The organism is Serratia sp. Sp408, assembly GCF_057180665.1.
Genome location: NZ_JBXUFT010000001.1, coordinates 453832 through 472897, shown reverse-complemented (window position 1 = coordinate 472897; position 19066 = coordinate 453832). Strand labels below are relative to the sequence as shown.

The window sequence follows — 19066 nt, the reverse complement described above, 5'->3', positions numbered from 1 at the left end:
ATACCATGGCATATATCCCAAAAAACTACGCGAAACTGGAAGTCGGCTATCGCGAAAAGGCACTGAAACTGTTCCCGTGGGTCTGTGGCCGCTGCTCACGCGAATTTGTTTATTCCAACCTGCGCGAATTAACGGTGCATCACATCGATCACGATCACAGCAACAACCCGGAGGATGGCAGCAATTGGGAAATGCTGTGCCTGTACTGCCACGATCATGAGCATTCAAAATACACCGAAGCAGACCAGTACGGTTCGACGGTGGTGGCCGGCGAGGATGCGCAGCAGGACGTCGGCATCGCCACGCACAATCCGTTCGCCAACCTGAAAGCATTGATGAAAAAGTAACGCAACGGGCGCTGCGCCAGCGGCGCCCGACCGGCCGGCTGCGCCACACTCGCCATAAGCTGCCAGGCCAATAACGCAATTACTTATTAAGCTAATAACCTAACAACCAACCAGCCCCGTAAGCTGCCAACCTCTCCCATGCTTATTCCCAGAGAATTCCTACTTACCTGCCTGGCCGCTTGCCAGCAAAATAATGCGTTAAGTTAGCAGGATAGCCGCTTGGCAAGCTCGGCGGCTTCGGGCATATTGTATCCTGTTAACCTGTTTGATTATCAACCTAATAAGCAACTAACTTAATAAGTTATCAGCTTAATAACTTGAGAGATGGCAGCATGATTGTTTTGATTGGCTCGCAGAAAGGCGGCGTAGGGAAATCAACCAAGGCGGTAAATATCGCCGGGTATCTGATCCTCAAGGAAGGCAAAACAGCGATAATCGTTGACGCCGACGACCAAAAATCGATCATGACCTGGTACAACGATCGGCAAAACGGCGATGGGCTGCCACATATTCCGGTGGTGGCGGCGTCCGGCAAAATCAAGGAGACCTTGCTGGAGCTGAACCGCCATTACGATTACGTTATCGTCGATACCGCCGGCCGCGACAGCGCCGAACTGCGCTCCGGCCTACTGGCCGCCGACCTCTTCCTGTCGCCGCTGCGTCCGTCGCAGATGGATCTCGACACCGTCGGCTATCTGTCAGAGATGTTCTCCACCGCGCAGGAATACAATGAAAAAGTGAAGGGCTACATTGTGCTGAACATGTGTCCGACCAATATCTTCATTAACGAAGCCAATGAAGCGGCTGCGGTGTTAAGCGAATACCCGCAATTCACGCTGGTGAGCAACCGCTTGTGCGATCGCAAGATTTATCGTGACGCCTGGGGCGAAGCAAAGACCATTCATGAAGCGCATAACCCCAAAGCGCAGCACGAAATCGAAAGCCTGGTAAAAGAGGTGATCTTATGAAAAAGCGGACGCCGACCCACCGCATGTCGGAAGACGAGTTTATCAACAGCGCCACATCGCATACGCTGATCCCTACCGCCACCGCCAGCGAAACCAAAACCCAGGGCCGTAAACGCACCTATAAAGCCATTTCTGTCAGCCTGACCGACAGCCACGTCGACGCTATCGACGACATCATCGTACTGGCGGCGCGCAACGGTCTGGTACGTATCACCCGCTCCGACATTATCAAGCTGGCGATCGACGGCCTGGCCGACAACACCGAAGCCCAGTTGCTGGCACTGCTGAAAAAGAACTGAGCAAGCCATCAAGATAATAGCTTACTAAGCAAGTAAGCTATTAAATCAGCAAGTTAATAAGTTAATAAGTTAATAAAATCAAGATAACCGATTAAAATAAAAGGTTATCTTCAGAATCCCTACGACCAGTGGGAATGCCACGCGGGGCGCAGGATCAGACTGCGCCCCGCGTGCGGCGGATTACTTCAGCGTAAAGCTCTGCTGTTGTACGTTATCGGAATCCAGTCCAACAAATACGTTGAACTTGCCCGGCTCGGCGCCCCATTGCAGCTTGGCATTGTAGAACTTGAGATCGTCTTCAACGATCGGCAGTTCCACCGTCTGCGCCTGGCCGGCTTTCAGCATCACCTTCTTGAAGTTGCGCAGCTCCTTCACCGGGCGACTGACCGTTGCCGTTTCATCCTGAATATACAACTGCACCACGGTGGCGCCGTCGTACTTGCCGGTATTTTTCAGCGTGACGCTGGCGGTGATTTTGCCGTTGCGCGCCATGGTGGGGCTGGAAAGCGTGAAGTCCGACAGCGCAAAGCTGCTGTAACTCAGGCCATAGCCAAACGGATACAGCGGGCCGTTCGCCGAGTCGAAGTAACGCGAGGTGTACTTGCCCGGATTTTCTTTATTGAACGGACGACCGGTGTTCAGGTGGTTGTAATACATCGGGATCTGCCCCACTGAACGCGGGAAGGTCATCGGCAGTTTACCGGACGGGTTATAGTCGCCAAACAGCACGTCGGCCACCGCGTTACCGCCTTCGGTGCCGCTGAACCAGGTTTCCAGCATTGCATCCGCCCGCTGGCTTTCCCATTCCAGCGCCAGAGGTCGGCCATTCATCAGCACCAGCACCAGCGGTTTGCCGGTGGCTTTCAACGCGGCGATCAGATCGCGCTGGCTCTGCGGGATAGTGATGTCGGCACGGCTGGAGGCTTCATGCGCCATGCCCTGCGACTCCCCCACTACCGCCACTACTACGTCGGCCTGTTTGGCGGCATTGACTGCTTCATCAATCATTTGCTGCGCAGGACGGGGGTCGAACTCCACCGCCGGCTCGTACAGATTCAGATAATCGATGATGCTCTTGTCCTGGGTGATATTGGCGCCTTTGGCGTAGATGATTTTCGCCTTGTCGCCGACGGCGTTTTTCATGCCTTGCAGCAGCGTTACCGATTGTTTGGCGACGCCCGCCGCCGACCAACTGCCCATCACGTCACGCTGACTGTCGGCCATCGGCCCCACCAGCGCAATGGTGCCCTGCTTGTGCAGCGGCAGCGTCTGATGTTCGTTCTTCAGCAGTACCATGGTCTTACGCGCCACCACTCGCGCTTCGGCACGGTGCAGCCGGCTTTCGGCATTGGTATCCTGTGGATCGGACCCCACCGGCCCCAGATGGGTGTACGGATCTTTAAACAGCCCCATGTCGTACTTGGTATTCAGCACGTTGCGGCAGGCACGGTCGATATCGCTTTCCGACACCAGCCCTTCCTTGATCAGCCCCGGCAGGTATTTGTCGTAATACTCGTCACTCATGCTCATATCGACGCCGGAGGTGATCGCCAGCCGCACCGCATCGCGCGCATCCTGCGCCACGCCATGCTTGATAAGTTCCTTGATCGCACCGTGATCGCTGATGGTAATGCCGCTAAAGCCCCACTGGTTGCGCAGCAGATCTTTCAGCAACCACGGGTTGGCGGTGGCTGGAATGCCGTTAATCGCATTGAGCGACACCATCACCCCGCCGCTACCAGCGTCAATCGCCGCCTTGTATGGCGGCAGGTAGTCTTGCTGCATGCGCAGCGGACTCATGTCAACGGAGTTGTAGTCACGGCCGCCTTCGGTGGCGCCATACAGCGCGAAATGCTTGACGCTGGCCATCACCGAGCCTGGTTTGGACGGGTCGCCGTTCTGGTAGGCATCCACCATCACCCTGGCGATTTTCGACACCAGCCAGGTATCCTCGCCATAGCCTTCCGACACCCGCCCCCAGCGTGGATCTCGGGTGATGTCGACCATCGGCGAAAAGGTCATGTTCAGGCCGTCGTCGCTGGCTTCCTGCGCCGATACCCGGCCGCTGAGCGCGATGGCTTCCAAATCGAAACTGGCCGCCAGCCCCAGGCTGATCGGGAATACGGTACGCTGACCGTGCAGCACGTCATAGGCGAAGAATAACGGGATTTTCAGGCGGCTGAGCTGCATCGCCTGATCTTGCATCACGCGGATATCCGGCCGGGTGACGGTATTGAAAATCGCGCCGATTTGCCCCTGGCGAATGCCTTCGCGAATGGCTTCTTTCGGGTTGTCCGGTCCAACGCTGATCAGCCGCAACTGGCCAATTTTTTCTTGCAGCGTCATTTGCTTCATCAGATTACTAACGAACGCATCGCGCTGTTGCGCGTGGATTCCTTGCGTTGCGCTGGAGGTGTCCTGCGCAAATGCCGGGCTGATGGCCAGACCGGACAACAGACTCACTACACAAAGCCATTTCATATTGTTATCTCAGGCATGTTCCCGCCACAGACACGGCAGGAAAATTAAACAGGAAAACGGATGCGGTTGATGGCAAAGCGAGCTGTCCGCTCGCCTCCGGCGCACTCGGCAGACAAACGAAGCGCGTTTCATCCCCTGGGCCAACCACCGGGAACACACAATGGCTACCGGCAAATGCAATGGCGCTGCATGCCGCTGTAACCCCAGCGCAGACGCTTGTCATGCGCCGGCTTTATCCGCTGTCTGACAGTGTGCCACACTCTTTTTCTCAGCAGAAACAATTCGTAACGTTAATGGTTACAAGCTGTTAGAGGTGGTAGACAGGTAGCGATTGAGCCTATTGCGACTGTGTTGTGCTTCCTCGGTCAAGAAATCCACCAATTGTACTAATGTCGTCGGCAGTACCGCATGTTCAGGATAGACCAAATAATAGCCGCTACCACTGGCGACGCTAAGCGGGAATGGCGTGATGATGCGACGCGCCTGCAGATCGTCTTCCAGCAGGCACAGATCGCCAATGGCGATACCAAAACCTTGCAGCGCCGCACTCATCGCCAAATCGAGGGTATCGAAATGCTGTGATTTGGCATCCGGCAACGGTGCCTGCCCAGCCGCCGTTAGCCAGCGTAGCCAGTCGCGTCGGTCACGGGTCGGATGCAACAGGGTTTGCTCCGCCAGATCGGCGGCAGTCAAAGGCTGGCTGGCGGCGGCCAGATAATCCGGCGTACATACCGGCGTCAGCACCTCGTCAAACAGCGGATGGACGCTCAGGCGTTTGCCGCGCGGCACGCCGAACACCACTGCGGCATCGAACGGCTCGCTGGCGAAATCCAGCCCGTGCGACACCGAGGCGGTTAATTCGATACGCATTTCCGGCCTGTCGTTCTGCAGGCGAATAATGCGCGGCAACACCCAGCGCATCGCGCAGGTCGGGCATTTGATACGCAGTACGCCGGGCTGCGCAGCAACGCGTTCCAGCGCCTGCGCCAGTTGCTCCAGCGTCTGCTGTACCGGCACCAACAGCTGCGCCCCCTGCGGCGTCAGCGTCAATCCACGGGCACGCCGGCTGAACAGCGCATAGCCCAGCTGTTGCTCCAGTCCCAGCACCTGGCGGCTCACCGCCCCCTGCGTCAGATGCAGCTCCTGCGCGGCATGGGTGAAGTTCAGCCGTTGCGCTACCACAACAAAGGTTTTTAAAACGTCGAGTGACGGCAGTGATGTTCGCATATTGGCCTCTCCAGCCATGATCAAAACGCATGGCAAGCATGACAAAGTTTCTCTTGTCGCGCCATGCAGACTGATGCTTAATCACTCAATCTCTCACCGTTGCCAGGAGACGCCATGCTCAGCGCCTGCTCGCCGCGTTCGAAATTACCCGACGTCGGCACCACCATTTTCAGCGTTATCGGCCAATTGAGCGCCGAACATCAGGCGCTTAACCTGTCACAGGGCGCCCCCAACTTCGCCTGTGCCCCACAGTTGATCGCGGATGTGACGCAAGCCATGCGCGCAGGTCATAATCAATATGCGCCCATGAGCGGCGTGGCGGCATTGCGCGCTGCATTATCCGACAAAGTTGAACGATTGTATGGCGCACGTTACCACCCTGACGATGAAATCACGGTATTGGCCAGCGCCAGCGAAGGTTTATACTCCGCCATCAGCGCACTGGTGCACGCCGGCGATGAGGTGATTTATTTCGAACCGGCGTTCGACAGCTATGCGCCGATCGTGCGCCTGCAGGGCGCCACCGCGGTGCCGATCGCCATGTCACTGCATAACCTGCAGATTGACTGGGAGCGGGTGGCTGCCGCCATCAACGGCAAAACCCGTATGATTATCGTCAACAGCCCGCATAACCCCACCGGTAGCGTGTTCGACCAGCATGACATCGAGCGGTTGATGGCGCTGACGCGTGACACCGATATCATCATCCTGTCGGATGAAGTCTACGAACATGTGGTATTCCACGGCGAAATCCACCACGGCATGGCCCGCCATCCACAGCTGGCCGAACGCAGCGTGATCGTCTCCTCCTTCGGTAAAACCTACCACGTCACCGGCTGGCGCGTCGGCTACTGCATGGCGCCGGCAGCGTTGATGGAGGAAATACGCAAAGTACACCAATTTATGGTGTTCTCCGCCGATACGCCGATGCAATACGCCTTTGCAAACGCCCTGGCAGATCCGCAACAGTACCTGGGGTTGGCGGCGTTTTATCAGCAAAAGCGCGATCTGCTGGCGACCGCGTTACAGGGTTCGCGTCTGCAGCTGCTGCCAAGCCGCGGCAGTTTCTTTATGCTGGCGCGCTTTAGCGGCTTCAGCCAGGAAAGCGACAACGATTTTGCGGTGCGGCTGATCCGCGAAGCCAAAGTCGCCACCCTGCCGCTGTCGGCGTTTTATAGCGACGGCAGCGATACCGGCATCATTCGACTGAGTTTCTCCAAAGATAACGAGACCCTGCTGGAAGGCGCCCGTCGCCTGCACCGCGTATAACCGACCGTATCTCACCATGGGAAAGGGGCACTGATGAAAACGACTTTGAAAACGCTGATCGCCGCCGGCTGCCTGTTGGCCGCCGGTTCTACCCTGGCCGCCGAGCATGGCCTGCGCTTTGGCGTAGAGGCGCTGTACCCGCCGTTTGAGTCAAAATCCGCCAGCGGTCAGCTGGAAGGATTTGATATCGATCTGGGCAATGCGGTGTGCGCCGCCGCCAAGCTGCAGTGCAGCTGGGTAGAAACCTCGTTCGACAGCCTGATCCCGGCGCTGCAGGCGCGTAAGTTCGACGTCATCAACTCGGCGATGAACGTGACTGAACAGCGCAAGCAGGCTATCGACTTCACCAAGGCGATTTATCAGGTGCCAAACCGCCTGATCGCCAAAGCCGATAGCGGCCTGACGCCAAACGCCACCGCACTGGCCGGCAAACGCGTCGGCGTGCTGCAAGGGTCGATTCAGGAAAACTACGCCAAAGCTCATTGGGCGCCGCAGGGCGTGGAGGTCGTCGCTTATCAGGATCAGAACCAGGTCTATCTGGATCTGACCGCCGGTCGCCTCGACGCTACGCTGATCATGGCACCTGCTGGGCAGAGCGGCTTCCTGGCACACCCAGACGGCAAGGGCTTCGCCTTTGTCGGCGACGCGGTACAGGACGAGAAAATCTTCGGTTCCGGCATCGCCTTCGGTTTGCGCAAAGACGAGCGGGAATTGAAACAGCGGTTGGATGCGGCCATTACCCAGGTGCAGCAACAGGGTACGGTGCAGGCGTTGGCGAAGAAGTATTTCGGCGACATCGACGTCACGGTGAAGTAGCATTTTGCCCCTCGGCCAGCGACCGAGGGGCGACATAGCCGCGTTATGCGCGCTCAAACACCGAGCTTTGCAACCCGCGATCCTGCTGATGGCGCTCCAGCGCCAGTTCGATAAGCCTGGTGATCAACTGCCGGTAGTCCACGCCGCTGGCGGCCCACAGTTTCGGGTACATGCTGATGTTGGTGAATCCAGGCAATGTGTTGATTTCGTTAATTATAACGTTATCGTCCGCCGTCAGGAACACGTCGACACGCGCCATACCGAGGCAGTCCAGCGCACGGAACGCCTTGAGCGCCACCTGACGGATCTTGTCGCTGGCCGCCTCGGAAATGGCCGCCGGCACCACCACCTGAGCGCCCTGCTCGTTGATGTATTTGGTGTCGTAGGAATAGAATTCATCGTTCAGCACAATCTCGCCGCACACGCTGGCTTGCGGTTGATCGTTGCCCAGCACCGCGCATTCGATTTCACGCCCGACGATCGCCGACTCCACCAGCACTTTATGATCGAAGCTGAACGCCAGCGCGACTGCCGCCTCATACTGCTGGCGATCCTGTACCCGGCTGACGCCAACCGACGAGCCCTGATTCGCCGGCTTGACGAACAGCGGCAATCCCAAGCGTTCGCTCAACTGCGCAAAATCGTATTTGTTGCGGTTGGCGCGCGTCAGCGTAACAAACGGTGCTACCGCCAGCCCGGCGTCGCGCAGCAGGCGCTTGGTGACGTCTTTGTCCATACTGACCGCCGAACCGAGCACGCCCGCGCCGACGAACGGCAGGTTGGCCATGCGCAGCAGTCCTTGCAGCGAACCGTCTTCGCCCAGCGTACCGTGTACGATCGGGAACACCACGTCAAGCTGACCAAGCGCACCGGCGCCGTCGGCGGCGATCAGTTGCCGGCTTTGCTGACCGGGCACCAGCGCCACATTGTTATTGGAATGGTTAAGCGCGATCAGCGCCGGGTTTTCCGCATGCAACAGATAATTGGACGCGTCGTTGATATGCCACTGCCCCTGCTTGTCGATCCCCAACAGCGTGACCTCGAATTTTTCCTTGTCGATAGCATCGACAATGTTTTTGGCCGATTGCAGTGAAACCTCATGCTCCGCCGATTTACCGCCAAAAATTACCCCAACACGCAGTTTAGTCACGCCAGAAATCCTTCTAAAAAAGTGATGCCAATACCTCGACAAACACAATAGACGCATTGCCAGGCCACGGCAATCGGCGCCGAGCAGAAAATTCCGACGCCACAAACGGCCACACCGCCACCATACGAAGCGTATACAATTCGTATATTTTCCACTGAGGGAGCACCGAGATGGGGATTGTGAAAATCACCGACGCCCTGCACGACGATCTGCGCCTTGCCAGCCTGACCATGACGCGTTCCATCAACGCGCAGGCCGAATACTGGATCAAGATCGGCATGCTGGCCGAATTCAACCCGGAACTGACCTATCCACAACTGGTCAAGAAAATGATGAAAGATAACGCGCTGACGCTGAAGGAGATTGTCGGGTGAAACAGATTGTGATCAAGACGCCGGAACAGATTGCCAAAATGCGGCACTCTGGCGCACTGTTGGCCAAGGTGTTTGCTATGCTTGATGGCGCGATCCGTGAAGGCATCTCCACCATGGAGATCAACGACCGCGCCGAGGCGTTCATCGTCAATGAGCTGAAGTCGCGCCCGGCCAGCAAAGGCCAGTACGATTTCCCTTATGTGCTGAACACCTCGATCGACGAAGTAGTGTGCCACGGCATCCCGTCCGCCAGCAAAATCCTGCGCAGCGGCATGATTGTCAACGTCGACATCACGCTGGAAAACGACGGCTATATCGCCGACTCCAGCAAAATGTATTGCATCGGCCAACCGTCGCCGGTTGCCAAACGGCTGGTAAACAATGTCTATCAGTCGATGTGGGCCGGCATCCGCGCGGTGAAGCCGGGCGCGACGCTGGGCGATATCGGCCATGCCATACAACAACACGCCGAACAGGCCGGCTACAGCATCGTGCGTGAATATTGCGGCCACGGCATCGGTCGCGAGATGCACGAAGAGCCGGCGGTGCTGCACTTCGGCCAACCGGGTGCCGGCATGACGTTGCAGGAAGGGATGGTATTTACCATCGAACCGATGATTAACCAGGGCGATCGCCGTATCAAACAGAAGAAAGACGGCTGGACGGTGATCACCCGCGACAAAAAACTGTCAGCCCAATGGGAGCACACCGTGGCGGTCACCGCCGACGGAGTGGAAATTCTGACGCTGCGTGAAGAAGAACGTCAGAACGGGTTTTCAGAACGCTATTAATCCGAACGCCAAGATAACGTGACAGGGAGATCGGCATGACGCAGTCCGCCAGCAGCGAAAAGCAGGCTTTTATCAGTCAGTTGAAAAACATCGTCGGCGGCCCGCAGCTGCTGACCGACGCACGCAGTACCGAACGCTACCGTAAGGGGTTCCGCTCCGGCGTTGGCAACGCGCTGGCGGTGGTGTTTCCCACCCGATTACTGCAACTGTGGCAAATCCTCCAGGCCTGCGTCGCTGCCGACAAGATTGTCATCATGCAGGCGGCAAATACCGGTTTGACCGAAGGCTCTACGCCGAGCGGTAATGACTACGATCGCGATGTGGTGATCGTCAGCACCCTGCGGCTCGATCATGTCCAGGTGCTGGATAATGGCAAGCAGGTGGTCGGCTTTCCGGGCAGCACGCTGAACCAGTTGGAAAAGTTGCTAAAGCCCTATGGCCGCGAGCCGCATTCGGTGATCGGTTCGTCCTGTATCGGCGCGTCGGTGATCGGCGGCGTGTGCAACAACTCCGGCGGTTCGCTGGTCAAACGCGGCCCGGCCTACACCGAAATGGCGCTGTACGCCCAACTGGGCGCCGATGGCCAGTTGCGGCTGGTCAACCATCTGGGTATCCGGCTTGGCGATACGCCGGAAGAAATTCTCACCCGGCTGGAACAGGGCGATTACCGTCCGCAGGACGTGGAGTACGGCGAGCTGCGCGCGTCGGATAACGAATACGCCGAACGGGTGCGCGACGTGGATGCCGACACCCCTTCGCGCTTCAACGCCGACCAGCGCCGGTTATACGAAGCCTCCGGCTGCGCCGGCAAACTGGCGGTGTTCGCGGTGCGGCTCGACACCTTCGAAAAGGAAACGCAGGAACAGGTATTTTATATCGGCACCAACGACACGGCGGTACTGACCGAACTGCGTCGCCATATGCTGAGCCAGTTCGAAAACCTGCCGGTGGCCGGTGAGTATATGCATCGGGACATTTTTGACATCGCCGAAACCTACGGCAAAGACACGTTCCTGATGATCGACAAGCTCGGCACCGACCAGATGCCGCGCTTTTTTACCCTCAAGGGCCGCGTCGATGCCACGTTCAACAAACTGCCGCTGCTGCCGCACAACCTGACCGACCGCCTGATGCAGGGGTTGAGCCATCTGGCCCCCAGTCACCTGCCGAAACGCATGAAGGCATATCGCGAGCGGTTTGAACACCACCTGCTGTTGAAAATGTCCGGCGCCGGCACCGAAGAGGCCTATGCCTATCTGAAGCACTACTTTGCCAGCGCCGACGGCGACTTTTTTGTCTGTACCGCCGACGAAGGCAAAAAAGCCTTCCTGCATCGCTTTGCCGCCGCGGGCGCCGCGGTGCGTTACCACGCGGTACATGCCGATAAGGTGGAGGATATTCTGGCGCTGGACATCGCGCTGCGCCGCAACGACAACCAATGGTTCGAAACGCTGCCGCCGGAAATCGACAGCCAACTGGTGCACAAACTGTATTACGGCCATTTTATGTGTCACGTGTTCCATCAGGACTACGTGGTGAAGAAAGGCGTCGACACGCACCAACTGAAACAGCAGATGTTGGCAATCCTCGATCGGCGTGGCGCGGAATATCCGGCCGAGCATAACGTCGGCCACCTGTACTACGCCAAACCGGCGTTACAAACCTTCTATCAGCAGGCCGATCCCACCAACAGTTTCAACCCTGGTCTGGGTAAAACCAGCAAGCTGAAAAACTGGGGCAGCAATACCCGGTAACATCTGCGTCTGCCGCTGTAACCCGGTGATACGGGGCAGCGGCAGCAATTTGCCGATGCCCGCCAGTTTCCCCCTACGCCGTTGACCTAAACTTGATGATGGACGCGGCAGCTATTCCTGCGTCATTGCGTTTGCGCCATTCTGCACGACGAAAGGAGCTATTTCATGGCATACCAGACCATCAATCCGTTTAACAATCAGTTGATCAAAGCATATACGCCGCACAGCGACCAACAAATCGAACAGGCGTTGGCGCAGGCCGGCGCACTGTACCATTCCACCTGGGCGAAGGGCGAGATCGAGCAACGCCTGCCGGTACTGCATAAACTGGCCGATCTGATCGACAGCCGGCAGGAAGCACTGGCGAAGATCGCCAGCGTGGAAATGGGCAAGCTGATTAAGCAAAGCCGCGGTGAAGTCGCCCTGTGCGCGCAAATCGCCCGTTATTACGCGGAGCATGCCAAGCAGTTCCTGGCACCGGTACGCTATGACTCCAGCCTCGGCGAAGCCTGGGTGGAACATCATCCGATTGGCGTGCTGATGGCGGTGGAGCCGTGGAACTTTCCCTATTATCAACTGATGCGCGTACTGGCACCGAACCTGGCCGCCGGCAACCCGGTGATGGTCAAGCATGCCAGCATCGTGCCTAACTGTGCCGTTGCGTTTGAACAGCTGCTGCTGGATGCCGGAGCCCCTCAGGGTGCCTATACCAATCTGTTTATTTCAGCGGATCAGGTGGCCAATATCATCGCCGACCCACGGGTACAGGGCGTGGCACTCACCGGCTCGGAAAAGGCCGGCAGCATCGTTGCCGCACAGGCAGCGAAAAAACTGAAGAAGGCCACGCTGGAGCTCGGCGGTAATGACGTGTTTGTGGTACTCGACGACTGCGACCTGGACAGAGCGGCAACGGTGGGCGCCCAGGCGCGGCTGAACAATGCCGGACAGGTGTGTACCGCAGCGAAGCGTTTTATCGTGCATCAGCAGGTCGCCGAGGCATTTTTGCAAAAACTTACCGCGCGCTTCCGCGCGGTCACCCTCGGCGATCCCCTGGATGAAGCCACCACACTCGGGCCGTTATCGTCAACATCGGCGCTCGACGGGCTGATCGCACAGGTGAAAAACGCCGTCGATCATGGTGCAACGCTGCATTATGGCGGCGAGGCGCCGCAGCATGACGGCAATTTCTTTCAACCCACCATTCTGACCAATATCAGCCGGGAAAATCCGGCCTATTTCGAAGAGTTCTTCGGCCCGGTGGCACAGGTTTACGTGGTGCAAGACGATGACCACGCGGTGCAACTGGCCAACGACTCGCACTACGGCCTCGGTGGCGCGATATTCAGCGGCGATATCGAGCGCGCCAAACGGTTGGCCTCGCGCATTGAAACCGGTATGGTGTATATCAATTCGCTGACCGATACCGCACCAGAATTGCCGTTCGGCGGCGTGAAACGCTCCGGCTTTGGCCGTGAACTGTCGGATTTGGGCATCAAGGAATTCGTTAACCAGAAACTGGTGGTGGTCAGTCGCCACTAACCGCCCTCTACAGCACTCTCTTTGCGGAGCGTGCTGTTAATTTATTGTTGCAAACCAGCGCCAGAACGCATAATTTACTTTAATCACCGCTGGTGGTGTTCCGGGTCTAGCGCTATTCCACGCTTCGCCTTGAGACACCGTCGGTTGTTTACCTGGTTAAATCCATCCTGACGGGCATCTCAATGAACGCTTTCACACCGGCAACCGATCCAGCATCAGCGACCTTCCCGGCCGCCGTTGTGCCCTGTGTTTGCGTCTCCCCTCCTGCCGTTTCATCTGTCGTGGTCGCCGTCACGGCTGGCGTGGTTTCACCGCCGCGCCGCGTGGTAGTGCGTTAAATCCACACTGAATTTATCCCTCCGGTTACCTGATTGCGTATGACCTAACGCGTCGTCTGCGCCGGAGTCTGTTATTCCCTGACAGGTGAAATTGAATGCGAATTATCTCTCAGCCGGCCAATGCCGGCCTGGCAACGCTGTTCGTGCTGCTGTGGAGCAGCGGTGCCATCTTCTCGCGTATGGGGCTGGAGCACGCCTCCGCTCTGGCATTTCTAAGCCTGCGCTGCGCGATTGCGCTCGCGCTGCTGATCGCGCTCGGCCTGTGGCAACGGCGGTTATTACCGGCGCCCGGCAGCCGCTGGCGGGTCGCGCTTGTCGGCCTGCTGATGATCGGCAGTTACCAAACGGCCTATCTGCTGGCGCTGCAATTGGGCATCACCCCCGGGGTGCTGGCGACCCTGCTCGGCGTCCAGCCGATCCTCACTCAGGTCATTACCGAACGGCGCTGCGCCGGGCTGCGCGCAGTTGGCCTGCTGCTGGCGCTGGGGGGATTGACGCTGGTGGTATATCAGAGCGTGATGGTGGCGCATTTCTCGCCGGCCGGCATCGCCTGCGCGTTTATCGCCCTGGGCTGCATGACCGCCGGTACGCTGCTACAAAAAGGGATGGATCAACCGCCGCTGGCGGTGCTGCCGTTGCAGTATGCCATCGGGCTGCTGGTGTGCACGGCGGCAATGCCGTTTACGCCGCAACACATCGACTGGCAACCGGCGTTGCTGGTAGCGCTGCTGTGGATGGCGGTGGTGATTTCGGTACTGGCCACGCTGCTGCTTTACCGGCTGATCCAGCGTGGCAATCTGGTGCAGGTCACCAGCCTGTTTTATCTGATCCCCGCCGTCACCGCGTTGCTGGATTACCTGCTGCTCGGCCACCGTCTGGCAGCGCTGAGCCTGGCCGGCATGGCGGCGATTGTCTGCGGCGTGATGCTGGTGTTCCGTAAGGCATAAGCAACAAGCCGCGCATGCCAAACCGGCATGCGCGGCGATTCACCGGCAGGGAGTAACGGTCAAAACAGCCAGACACCGTAGCCCCACATCAGCACCGTCAGACCCAGCAGCAGTTCCAGCAACAGAATGCCGATGGCGAAGGTGGAACTCGAAAAGATAAACCCTTCCCGACTGTCGATGCCCAGGAAATGCGGAATGCCCAGATACAGCAGATAGCCAGAATAACACAGGCCGACAACGCCGACGAACAGGCATAGCCATACCACCGGATACAGCGCCACCAGGCCGCTGAGGAACATCGGCGTGGCAACATAGCCGGCAAACACCATGCAGCGATGCAGGCTCGGGCGGGATTCATAACGCCGAGCCATCCAGTGGATCACCTTGCCCATCACCGCCACACCCGCCAGCATCAGCAGATAAAAGGCCACCGCGGTATACAAGGCGGTAAACATATCCAGCTGAATGGCATGTCCGTCACCGGATAGCCAGCCCAGTTGGGTGGTGCCGATAAACGCGCAGATTACCGGAATGGCTGCCATTAACAGCACGTGGTGGGTATAAAGATGCGAGACGCTTTCGTTCTCGCGCTGAATTTCCTTGAACTCGGTGTTGGGATGAGTCAACAGCCCCCAAACATGATTAACCATGAAACACCTCCTCATCTCGCCGTAGGCCGCACTCGGCGAGGAGAAACACACCTCTGACGGACATTGATCCGCTTGAGGACAGCGGCCACAGGGCTCTCCCCCTGACAATATTATAGTCTTTTGTTGAAAAAACGTTCGCGGGCGCGGGTTCGTCGGGCCGTTTACTCTATAATCAAACTGTTAGCACTTTGGGAGGAAATACCATGACGCCAAAACTTCGTACCCGCCAAAGCGGTATTGCCGACGTTGAGGTCGGGCAAAACGTAATGGTGGTTGAACCCAGCAATTTGTACGGCTGCTATCTGGGGGACGACGTATTTGTCGGGCCGTTTGTCGAAATACAAAAAAACGTCTCCGTCGGCGCACGCAGCAAAATTCAATCGCACAGTTTTATTTGCGAATACGTCACGCTTGGCGAGGACTGTTTTGTTGGTCATGGCGTGATGTTTGCCAACGATCTGTTCAAGCAGGGCGCGCCGGACGCCAATGCCGAGAACTGGCGACGCTCGCAGATTGGCAATCGGGTATCTATCGGTTCCGGTGCGACCATTTTAGCGGTAGATATCTGCGACGGCACGGTGATCGGCGCAGGCGCGGTGGTAACAAAAAATATCACGCGCAAGGGTATCTATGCCGGCAATCCGGCCAAACTGCTGCGGGAGTTGCCGTAATGAGCGAGATCGTGATTGAACGCATCACCGACTTGCCTATGGGTTATCTGGAAGATAACGATTTTACCTTTTACGTCGAACAGTACGCCCAGCCCTGCTTTGACACACCGCTGGAACAGTGGCCAATGCTGCCGGTGGTACCGTTTCGCAAAAACTACCCGCTGGCGCCGTTCGTCAATGACGAAGGCGATACCTTTCTTGCCCGTCAGCGCGGCGTAGCAGTCGGCCATATTACGCTGAGCAAAAACTGGAACGATTACACGCTGATTGAAGAGGTGGCGGTCAGCCGCCAGGCACGGCGGCGCGGCATCGGTACCGCGCTGCTGAATGCGGCGCAGCAATGGGCGCGCGAGCGCGACACCGCCGGCCTGATGCTGGAAACGCAAAATAACAACCTGACCGCCTGCCGCTGCTATCAGCGTTACGGTTTTACCCTGGGGGGAATCGATCGCTTGCTGTACCGCGGCCAGCCAGATATCGCCGACCATGAAATCGCGCTATTTTGGTATTTGCCCTTCAACAATCAGGTCGGATATTAGCCTCAGGTGGTATCAACGCACGGTGGTTTGGTCATGGTGTAGACTTTATCCGTCACGGTGGAGTGATAATTACCATCATTCGACACCACAGGCCACCGGCGGGGGATACATGGGCAAGGCAGCACAATGGATGTTAATGCTATTATTGGGCGGATGCGCCGGGCAGCCACCGCTTGCCCCCCACGCCCCGCAACCCACACAATCCACGGACAGCCAGGTGAATATTGACCCTTTAACGCGTGCCAAGATCGACGCCATACTCGCCCTGCGCAATTCGCAGCCCTCGCTGAACGATGGGCAACGCATTGCCCTGATTTCACAACAGTTTCTCGACACGCCTTACCTGGCGGATAGGCTGATCGGCTCCGCCAGCAACGCAGAACGGCTGACGATTGATTTTCGCGCGCTGGATTGCTTCACCTTGCTGGATTACGTTGAAGCGCTGCGCAACGCCGAGGATTACCCGCAGTTTATCCACCAGCTGACCACTGCGCGTTACGTCAACGGCGAGATCGGTTTCCTGACCCGCAAACATTTCTTCAGCGACTGGTCACAGCCGCCGCACGCCAGCGCCAAAGACATTAGCACCCAACTCAGCCCGCAGGCGGTCACGCTGCACAAGACGCTGAACCACAAAGCCGACGGCGGCCAATACCTGCCCGGCTTGCCAAACGTCACACGTGCCATCAGCTATATCCCCAGCGGTTACGTTGACGACCATCTGCTGAGTCAGTTGCGTACCGGCGACTATATCGGCATTTACAGCAATCTGCCCGGGCTGGACGTCAGCCACGTCGGTATCTACGTCATGACCCCCAGCGGTCCGGTACTGCGCAATGCCTCCTCGCGCGAACATAACCGCCGGGTGGTGGATTCACCCTTTATCGACTATGTAATTGCCACCCCCGGCATCGTGGTTCTGCGGCCGCTTTAATGTTAGCAAATTATATTTTTCCGTTAATAAAGCTTAAATATAACCAAGACTCGCCCGGTTAAAAACGGGCGAGCCTTTAGTCTGTCATGTTACAGAACATTAAAGTTAATATTACCAATATATAGCGAACCATTAAGTGGTAAATTGGATAAGTCAATGTAGAATAACAGCCACTGCTGGCTATTATCAGCGATGTTACGCGGTATCTGCCCGCTGCCAATATTAAAATCGCTGGCATTGCCAAACATACTGATTGGCGTCGTTGGCGAGGTTGTAATATTGGCCGAACCATAATTCCAAGTATTTTTCAGGTTAGAGAAATAATATCCGGCAGGAGATGAGGAACTCCGTACCCCTTCGCCAGAGAACGCATACCCCGCCGTAGTAGTAAATGCTGTCGTGCCCATCACTTGTATATCGCAATACGGCACCCGCCCTTCACCCATTGACATGGGAATTGCTATGCGCTGGCTTCCGCTGGTTATCGTCGTTTTTCTGATTTCTATCACCCGACCGATAAAACCGGACCCTGTGGGTGCATCCACCATTTGCACTAGATAATTGGCGGCTGTAAATGCATAACCATACAAAGTTGCCAAATAAGAGGTCACCTGTTCCGCCGTTTGTACCTTGTGCATTCGATTATTTTTGGATGTCAATGGTTGCAATATCTGACATTGATTTTGGTCAACCATAAAACAATCTTTCGTTTTCAGTTGGCCGTTACCCGACAACAGGGACGCGTATCCGTAAGTAGTCTGAAACTCACAACTCTGCAAGATGACTTTACTATGGTATTGCTGAGCATCAAAATAAGACGGAGCGATGATAGGAGTATTTGTAGTGCCATAGAACTTGGTCCCCATGGCAGTAAAACTCCCGGTTCCAGTAATAACGATCCGACTCTTATCATTGCTACTGTTAATTTCCACGTGACCGCCTATCATACAAACGCGGGCATTATGAATTAAAAAAGCAACTTTTTGATAATCAATTGAGCAATTGACAAAGTTATGCCCACCGCCTTCGAGATTAATTGCGCCACCATTACCGAAAATACAATTGGTGTAGCTGAAGTTTTCACCTGCATCAGCAATCCCAGCGGGGAAATAAACATCCCCCCCAGCATTCTGCGAGAAATAACAGTCATAGAACCTAATTAAATAAGCGCGTGCGCCATATTTTACCGCAGGTGCAGTTCTGAATTGATAAAATTTCGCCTCTCTAACAACACAGCGACAAAAGCGAAAATCACCGGCAGTACCTTCACCATCAAACAGCATCGCCATTACGCCCTGGTTGATCGTACCACTATCGATACGATCGGGGCTGCATGGATACATTTCTATCTTTTCCAGGGTACATTCGATAGTCGGGCGGTTTTGCACGTTATACAGGCGCAATAATGCCTTGGGTGAATTTACATCCTGGTTAAATCCTTCATTGGCGAATAAGGCGCCACCGTTAGCATAAAGATTGATACGTGTGTTCCAAATGACAGGAGTGTCCAAACCATATTGGCGGTTCCCCTTAAAGCGCACTCCCGCTGGTTTGGGTGTCCAGTTGATGTGCGCCCCTGATGCCGTATCAATTAGCCATGTCAGCATGCGGTTAAAGGCAGGGGCGTTGTCATAACCGTCATTAACAAACTCTCCCGCCTTGTTGCGGTAAAACGGCTTGGCTCCCCACCATTCGGGATCGACACAGTCATCATAAATACGCTCCCAAATCGTATTGTTAGCATCTTTTATCAAAATCACACCGTCAACATCCCAACGATCAACCGTCGGGCTGGACACTTTCTTAATAAATCTGCCGCCAGTAAAACTATCCGTGACAACGATCTCCTCCACGTCACTCGTATTCACCGCAACATCATTCAACGTTGGTACATAATAAGTGGCACTTAATACGGGCAATGACATAGTTTATCCCTTAATAATATTGTCAGAGACGTATTTCTCGGACAGGG

General features: G+C 56.4%; 18 protein-coding genes. 13 read left to right on the top strand and 5 right to left on the bottom strand.

Annotated features, from left to right (window positions below; genetic code table 11):
- Positions 1-5: 5 nt before the first annotated feature.
- From yajD to AC2AXP_RS02335, 3 genes are all read left to right on the top strand, one after another.
- Positions 6-347, top strand: coding sequence for an HNH nuclease YajD (gene yajD / locus AC2AXP_RS02345; RefSeq protein WP_004965614.1), 342 nt, complete (start codon positions 6-8; stop codon positions 345-347).
- Between the two features lie 332 nt (positions 348-679).
- Complete coding sequence (locus AC2AXP_RS02340; protein ID WP_004965616.1) at positions 680-1315, top strand: AAA family ATPase; 636 nt, start codon at positions 680-682, stop codon at positions 1313-1315.
- On the top strand, positions 1312-1614 hold the full coding sequence (locus AC2AXP_RS02335; protein ID WP_004965617.1) for a hypothetical protein: 303 nt from the start codon (positions 1312-1314) through the stop codon (positions 1612-1614). Before AC2AXP_RS02340 ends, AC2AXP_RS02335 begins: the two co-directional genes overlap by 4 nt.
- Positions 1615-1794: 180 nt before the next feature.
- On the opposite strand, the gene bglX is transcribed toward AC2AXP_RS02335, so the two are convergent.
- Together bglX and AC2AXP_RS02325 are read right to left on the bottom strand one after the other, a co-directional pair.
- Positions 1795-4095, bottom strand: a complete 2301-nt coding sequence (gene bglX, locus AC2AXP_RS02330; RefSeq protein WP_484381395.1) for a beta-glucosidase BglX — start codon at positions 4093-4095, stop codon at positions 1795-1797.
- A gap of 297 nt (positions 4096-4392) precedes the next feature.
- Positions 4393-5322, bottom strand: a complete 930-nt coding sequence (locus AC2AXP_RS02325) for a LysR substrate-binding domain-containing protein (RefSeq protein WP_039992341.1) — start codon at positions 5320-5322, stop codon at positions 4393-4395.
- Positions 5323-5436: 114 nt separating this feature from the next.
- Between AC2AXP_RS02325 and AC2AXP_RS02320 the strand changes: the two genes are divergently transcribed.
- The gene (locus tag AC2AXP_RS02320) at positions 5437-6591 is read left to right on the top strand and encodes a methionine aminotransferase (RefSeq protein ID WP_484381394.1); all 1155 of its coding nucleotides are present in this window, start codon (positions 5437-5439) and stop codon (positions 6589-6591) included.
- A 33-nt stretch (positions 6592-6624) separates the two neighbouring features.
- The gene (locus AC2AXP_RS02315; protein WP_004965626.1) at positions 6625-7407 is read left to right on the top strand and encodes a transporter substrate-binding domain-containing protein; all 783 of its coding nucleotides are present in this window, start codon (positions 6625-6627) and stop codon (positions 7405-7407) included.
- Positions 7408-7450: 43 nt separating this feature from the next.
- Here the strand turns inward: AC2AXP_RS02315 and ddlA are convergent, their stop codons facing one another.
- Positions 7451-8557: a D-alanine--D-alanine ligase gene (gene ddlA, locus AC2AXP_RS02310; RefSeq protein ID WP_004965627.1), complete on the bottom strand. Its 1107-nt coding sequence runs from the start codon at positions 8555-8557 to the stop codon at positions 7451-7453.
- A gap of 170 nt (positions 8558-8727) precedes the next feature.
- On the opposite strand from ddlA, the gene AC2AXP_RS02305 reads away from it, so the two are divergent.
- From AC2AXP_RS02305 to AC2AXP_RS02285, 5 genes are all read left to right on the top strand, one after another.
- Complete coding sequence (locus tag AC2AXP_RS02305) at positions 8728-8931, top strand: ParD-like family protein (RefSeq protein WP_004965629.1); 204 nt, start codon at positions 8728-8730, stop codon at positions 8929-8931.
- Positions 8928-9722 (top strand): type I methionyl aminopeptidase, encoded by a 795-nt coding sequence (gene map / locus AC2AXP_RS02300; RefSeq protein WP_004965631.1) that lies wholly within the window; start codon positions 8928-8930, stop codon positions 9720-9722. Before AC2AXP_RS02305 ends, map begins: the two co-directional genes overlap by 4 nt.
- A 35-nt stretch (positions 9723-9757) precedes the next feature.
- Positions 9758-11476, top strand: a complete 1719-nt coding sequence (gene dld, locus AC2AXP_RS02295; protein ID WP_198772839.1) for a D-lactate dehydrogenase — start codon at positions 9758-9760, stop codon at positions 11474-11476.
- 165 nt (positions 11477-11641) lie between these two features.
- A complete protein-coding gene (locus AC2AXP_RS02290) occupies positions 11642-13015 on the top strand; it encodes an NAD-dependent succinate-semialdehyde dehydrogenase (RefSeq protein WP_484381393.1) in 1374 nt (457 codons plus the stop codon).
- A 433-nt stretch (positions 13016-13448) separates the two neighbouring features.
- On the top strand, positions 13449-14300 hold the full coding sequence (locus AC2AXP_RS02285; RefSeq protein ID WP_004965637.1) for a DMT family transporter: 852 nt from the start codon (positions 13449-13451) through the stop codon (positions 14298-14300).
- Between the two features lie 59 nt (positions 14301-14359).
- On the opposite strand, the gene AC2AXP_RS02280 is transcribed toward AC2AXP_RS02285, so the two are convergent.
- Positions 14360-14950: a Yip1 family protein gene (locus AC2AXP_RS02280; protein ID WP_004965639.1), complete on the bottom strand. Its 591-nt coding sequence runs from the start codon at positions 14948-14950 to the stop codon at positions 14360-14362.
- 203 nt (positions 14951-15153) lie between these two features.
- Between AC2AXP_RS02280 and AC2AXP_RS02275 the strand changes: the two genes are divergently transcribed.
- The 3 genes from AC2AXP_RS02275 to AC2AXP_RS02265 all read left to right on the top strand — a co-directional run bounded on the left by AC2AXP_RS02275 (position 15154) and on the right by AC2AXP_RS02265 (position 17094).
- Complete coding sequence (locus AC2AXP_RS02275) at positions 15154-15621, top strand: acyltransferase (RefSeq protein WP_004965641.1); 468 nt, start codon at positions 15154-15156, stop codon at positions 15619-15621.
- Positions 15621-16160 (top strand): GNAT family N-acetyltransferase, encoded by a 540-nt coding sequence (locus tag AC2AXP_RS02270; protein WP_004965644.1) that lies wholly within the window; start codon positions 15621-15623, stop codon positions 16158-16160. The genes AC2AXP_RS02275 and AC2AXP_RS02270 overlap by 1 nt, the downstream gene beginning before the upstream one ends.
- A gap of 109 nt (positions 16161-16269) precedes the next feature.
- Positions 16270-17094, top strand: a complete 825-nt coding sequence (locus tag AC2AXP_RS02265; protein ID WP_198772841.1) for a DUF1460 domain-containing protein — start codon at positions 16270-16272, stop codon at positions 17092-17094.
- A gap of 89 nt (positions 17095-17183) precedes the next feature.
- On the opposite strand, the gene AC2AXP_RS02260 is transcribed toward AC2AXP_RS02265, so the two are convergent.
- The gene (locus AC2AXP_RS02260) at positions 17184-19019 is read right to left on the bottom strand and encodes a hypothetical protein (protein WP_484381392.1); all 1836 of its coding nucleotides are present in this window, start codon (positions 19017-19019) and stop codon (positions 17184-17186) included.
- Positions 19020-19066 lie beyond the last annotated feature (47 nt).

Coding starts and splice junctions, on each gene's coding strand:
- AC2AXP_RS02275 (WP_004965641.1), top strand. CDS start 15,154: ATGACGCCAAAACTTCGTACCCGCCAAAGCGGTATTGCCGACGTTGAG.
- bglX (WP_484381395.1), bottom strand. CDS start 4,095: ATGAAATGGCTTTGTGTAGTGAGTCTGTTGTCCGGTCTGGCCATCAGC.
- AC2AXP_RS02325 (WP_039992341.1), bottom strand. CDS start 5,322: ATGCGAACATCACTGCCGTCACTCGACGTTTTAAAAACCTTTGTTGTG.
- AC2AXP_RS02340 (WP_004965616.1), top strand. CDS start 680: ATGATTGTTTTGATTGGCTCGCAGAAAGGCGGCGTAGGGAAATCAACC.
- AC2AXP_RS02335 (WP_004965617.1), top strand. CDS start 1,312: ATGAAAAAGCGGACGCCGACCCACCGCATGTCGGAAGACGAGTTTATC.
- AC2AXP_RS02270 (WP_004965644.1), top strand. CDS start 15,621: ATGAGCGAGATCGTGATTGAACGCATCACCGACTTGCCTATGGGTTAT.
- AC2AXP_RS02260 (WP_484381392.1), bottom strand. CDS start 19,019: ATGTCATTGCCCGTATTAAGTGCCACTTATTATGTACCAACGTTGAAT.
- AC2AXP_RS02305 (WP_004965629.1), top strand. CDS start 8,728: ATGGGGATTGTGAAAATCACCGACGCCCTGCACGACGATCTGCGCCTT.
- AC2AXP_RS02315 (WP_004965626.1), top strand. CDS start 6,625: ATGAAAACGACTTTGAAAACGCTGATCGCCGCCGGCTGCCTGTTGGCC.
- AC2AXP_RS02265 (WP_198772841.1), top strand. CDS start 16,270: ATGGGCAAGGCAGCACAATGGATGTTAATGCTATTATTGGGCGGATGC.
- yajD (WP_004965614.1), top strand. CDS start 6: ATGGCATATATCCCAAAAAACTACGCGAAACTGGAAGTCGGCTATCGC.
- AC2AXP_RS02320 (WP_484381394.1), top strand. CDS start 5,437: ATGCTCAGCGCCTGCTCGCCGCGTTCGAAATTACCCGACGTCGGCACC.
- AC2AXP_RS02290 (WP_484381393.1), top strand. CDS start 11,642: ATGGCATACCAGACCATCAATCCGTTTAACAATCAGTTGATCAAAGCA.
- AC2AXP_RS02280 (WP_004965639.1), bottom strand. CDS start 14,950: ATGGTTAATCATGTTTGGGGGCTGTTGACTCATCCCAACACCGAGTTC.
- AC2AXP_RS02285 (WP_004965637.1), top strand. CDS start 13,449: ATGCGAATTATCTCTCAGCCGGCCAATGCCGGCCTGGCAACGCTGTTC.
- dld (WP_198772839.1), top strand. CDS start 9,758: ATGACGCAGTCCGCCAGCAGCGAAAAGCAGGCTTTTATCAGTCAGTTG.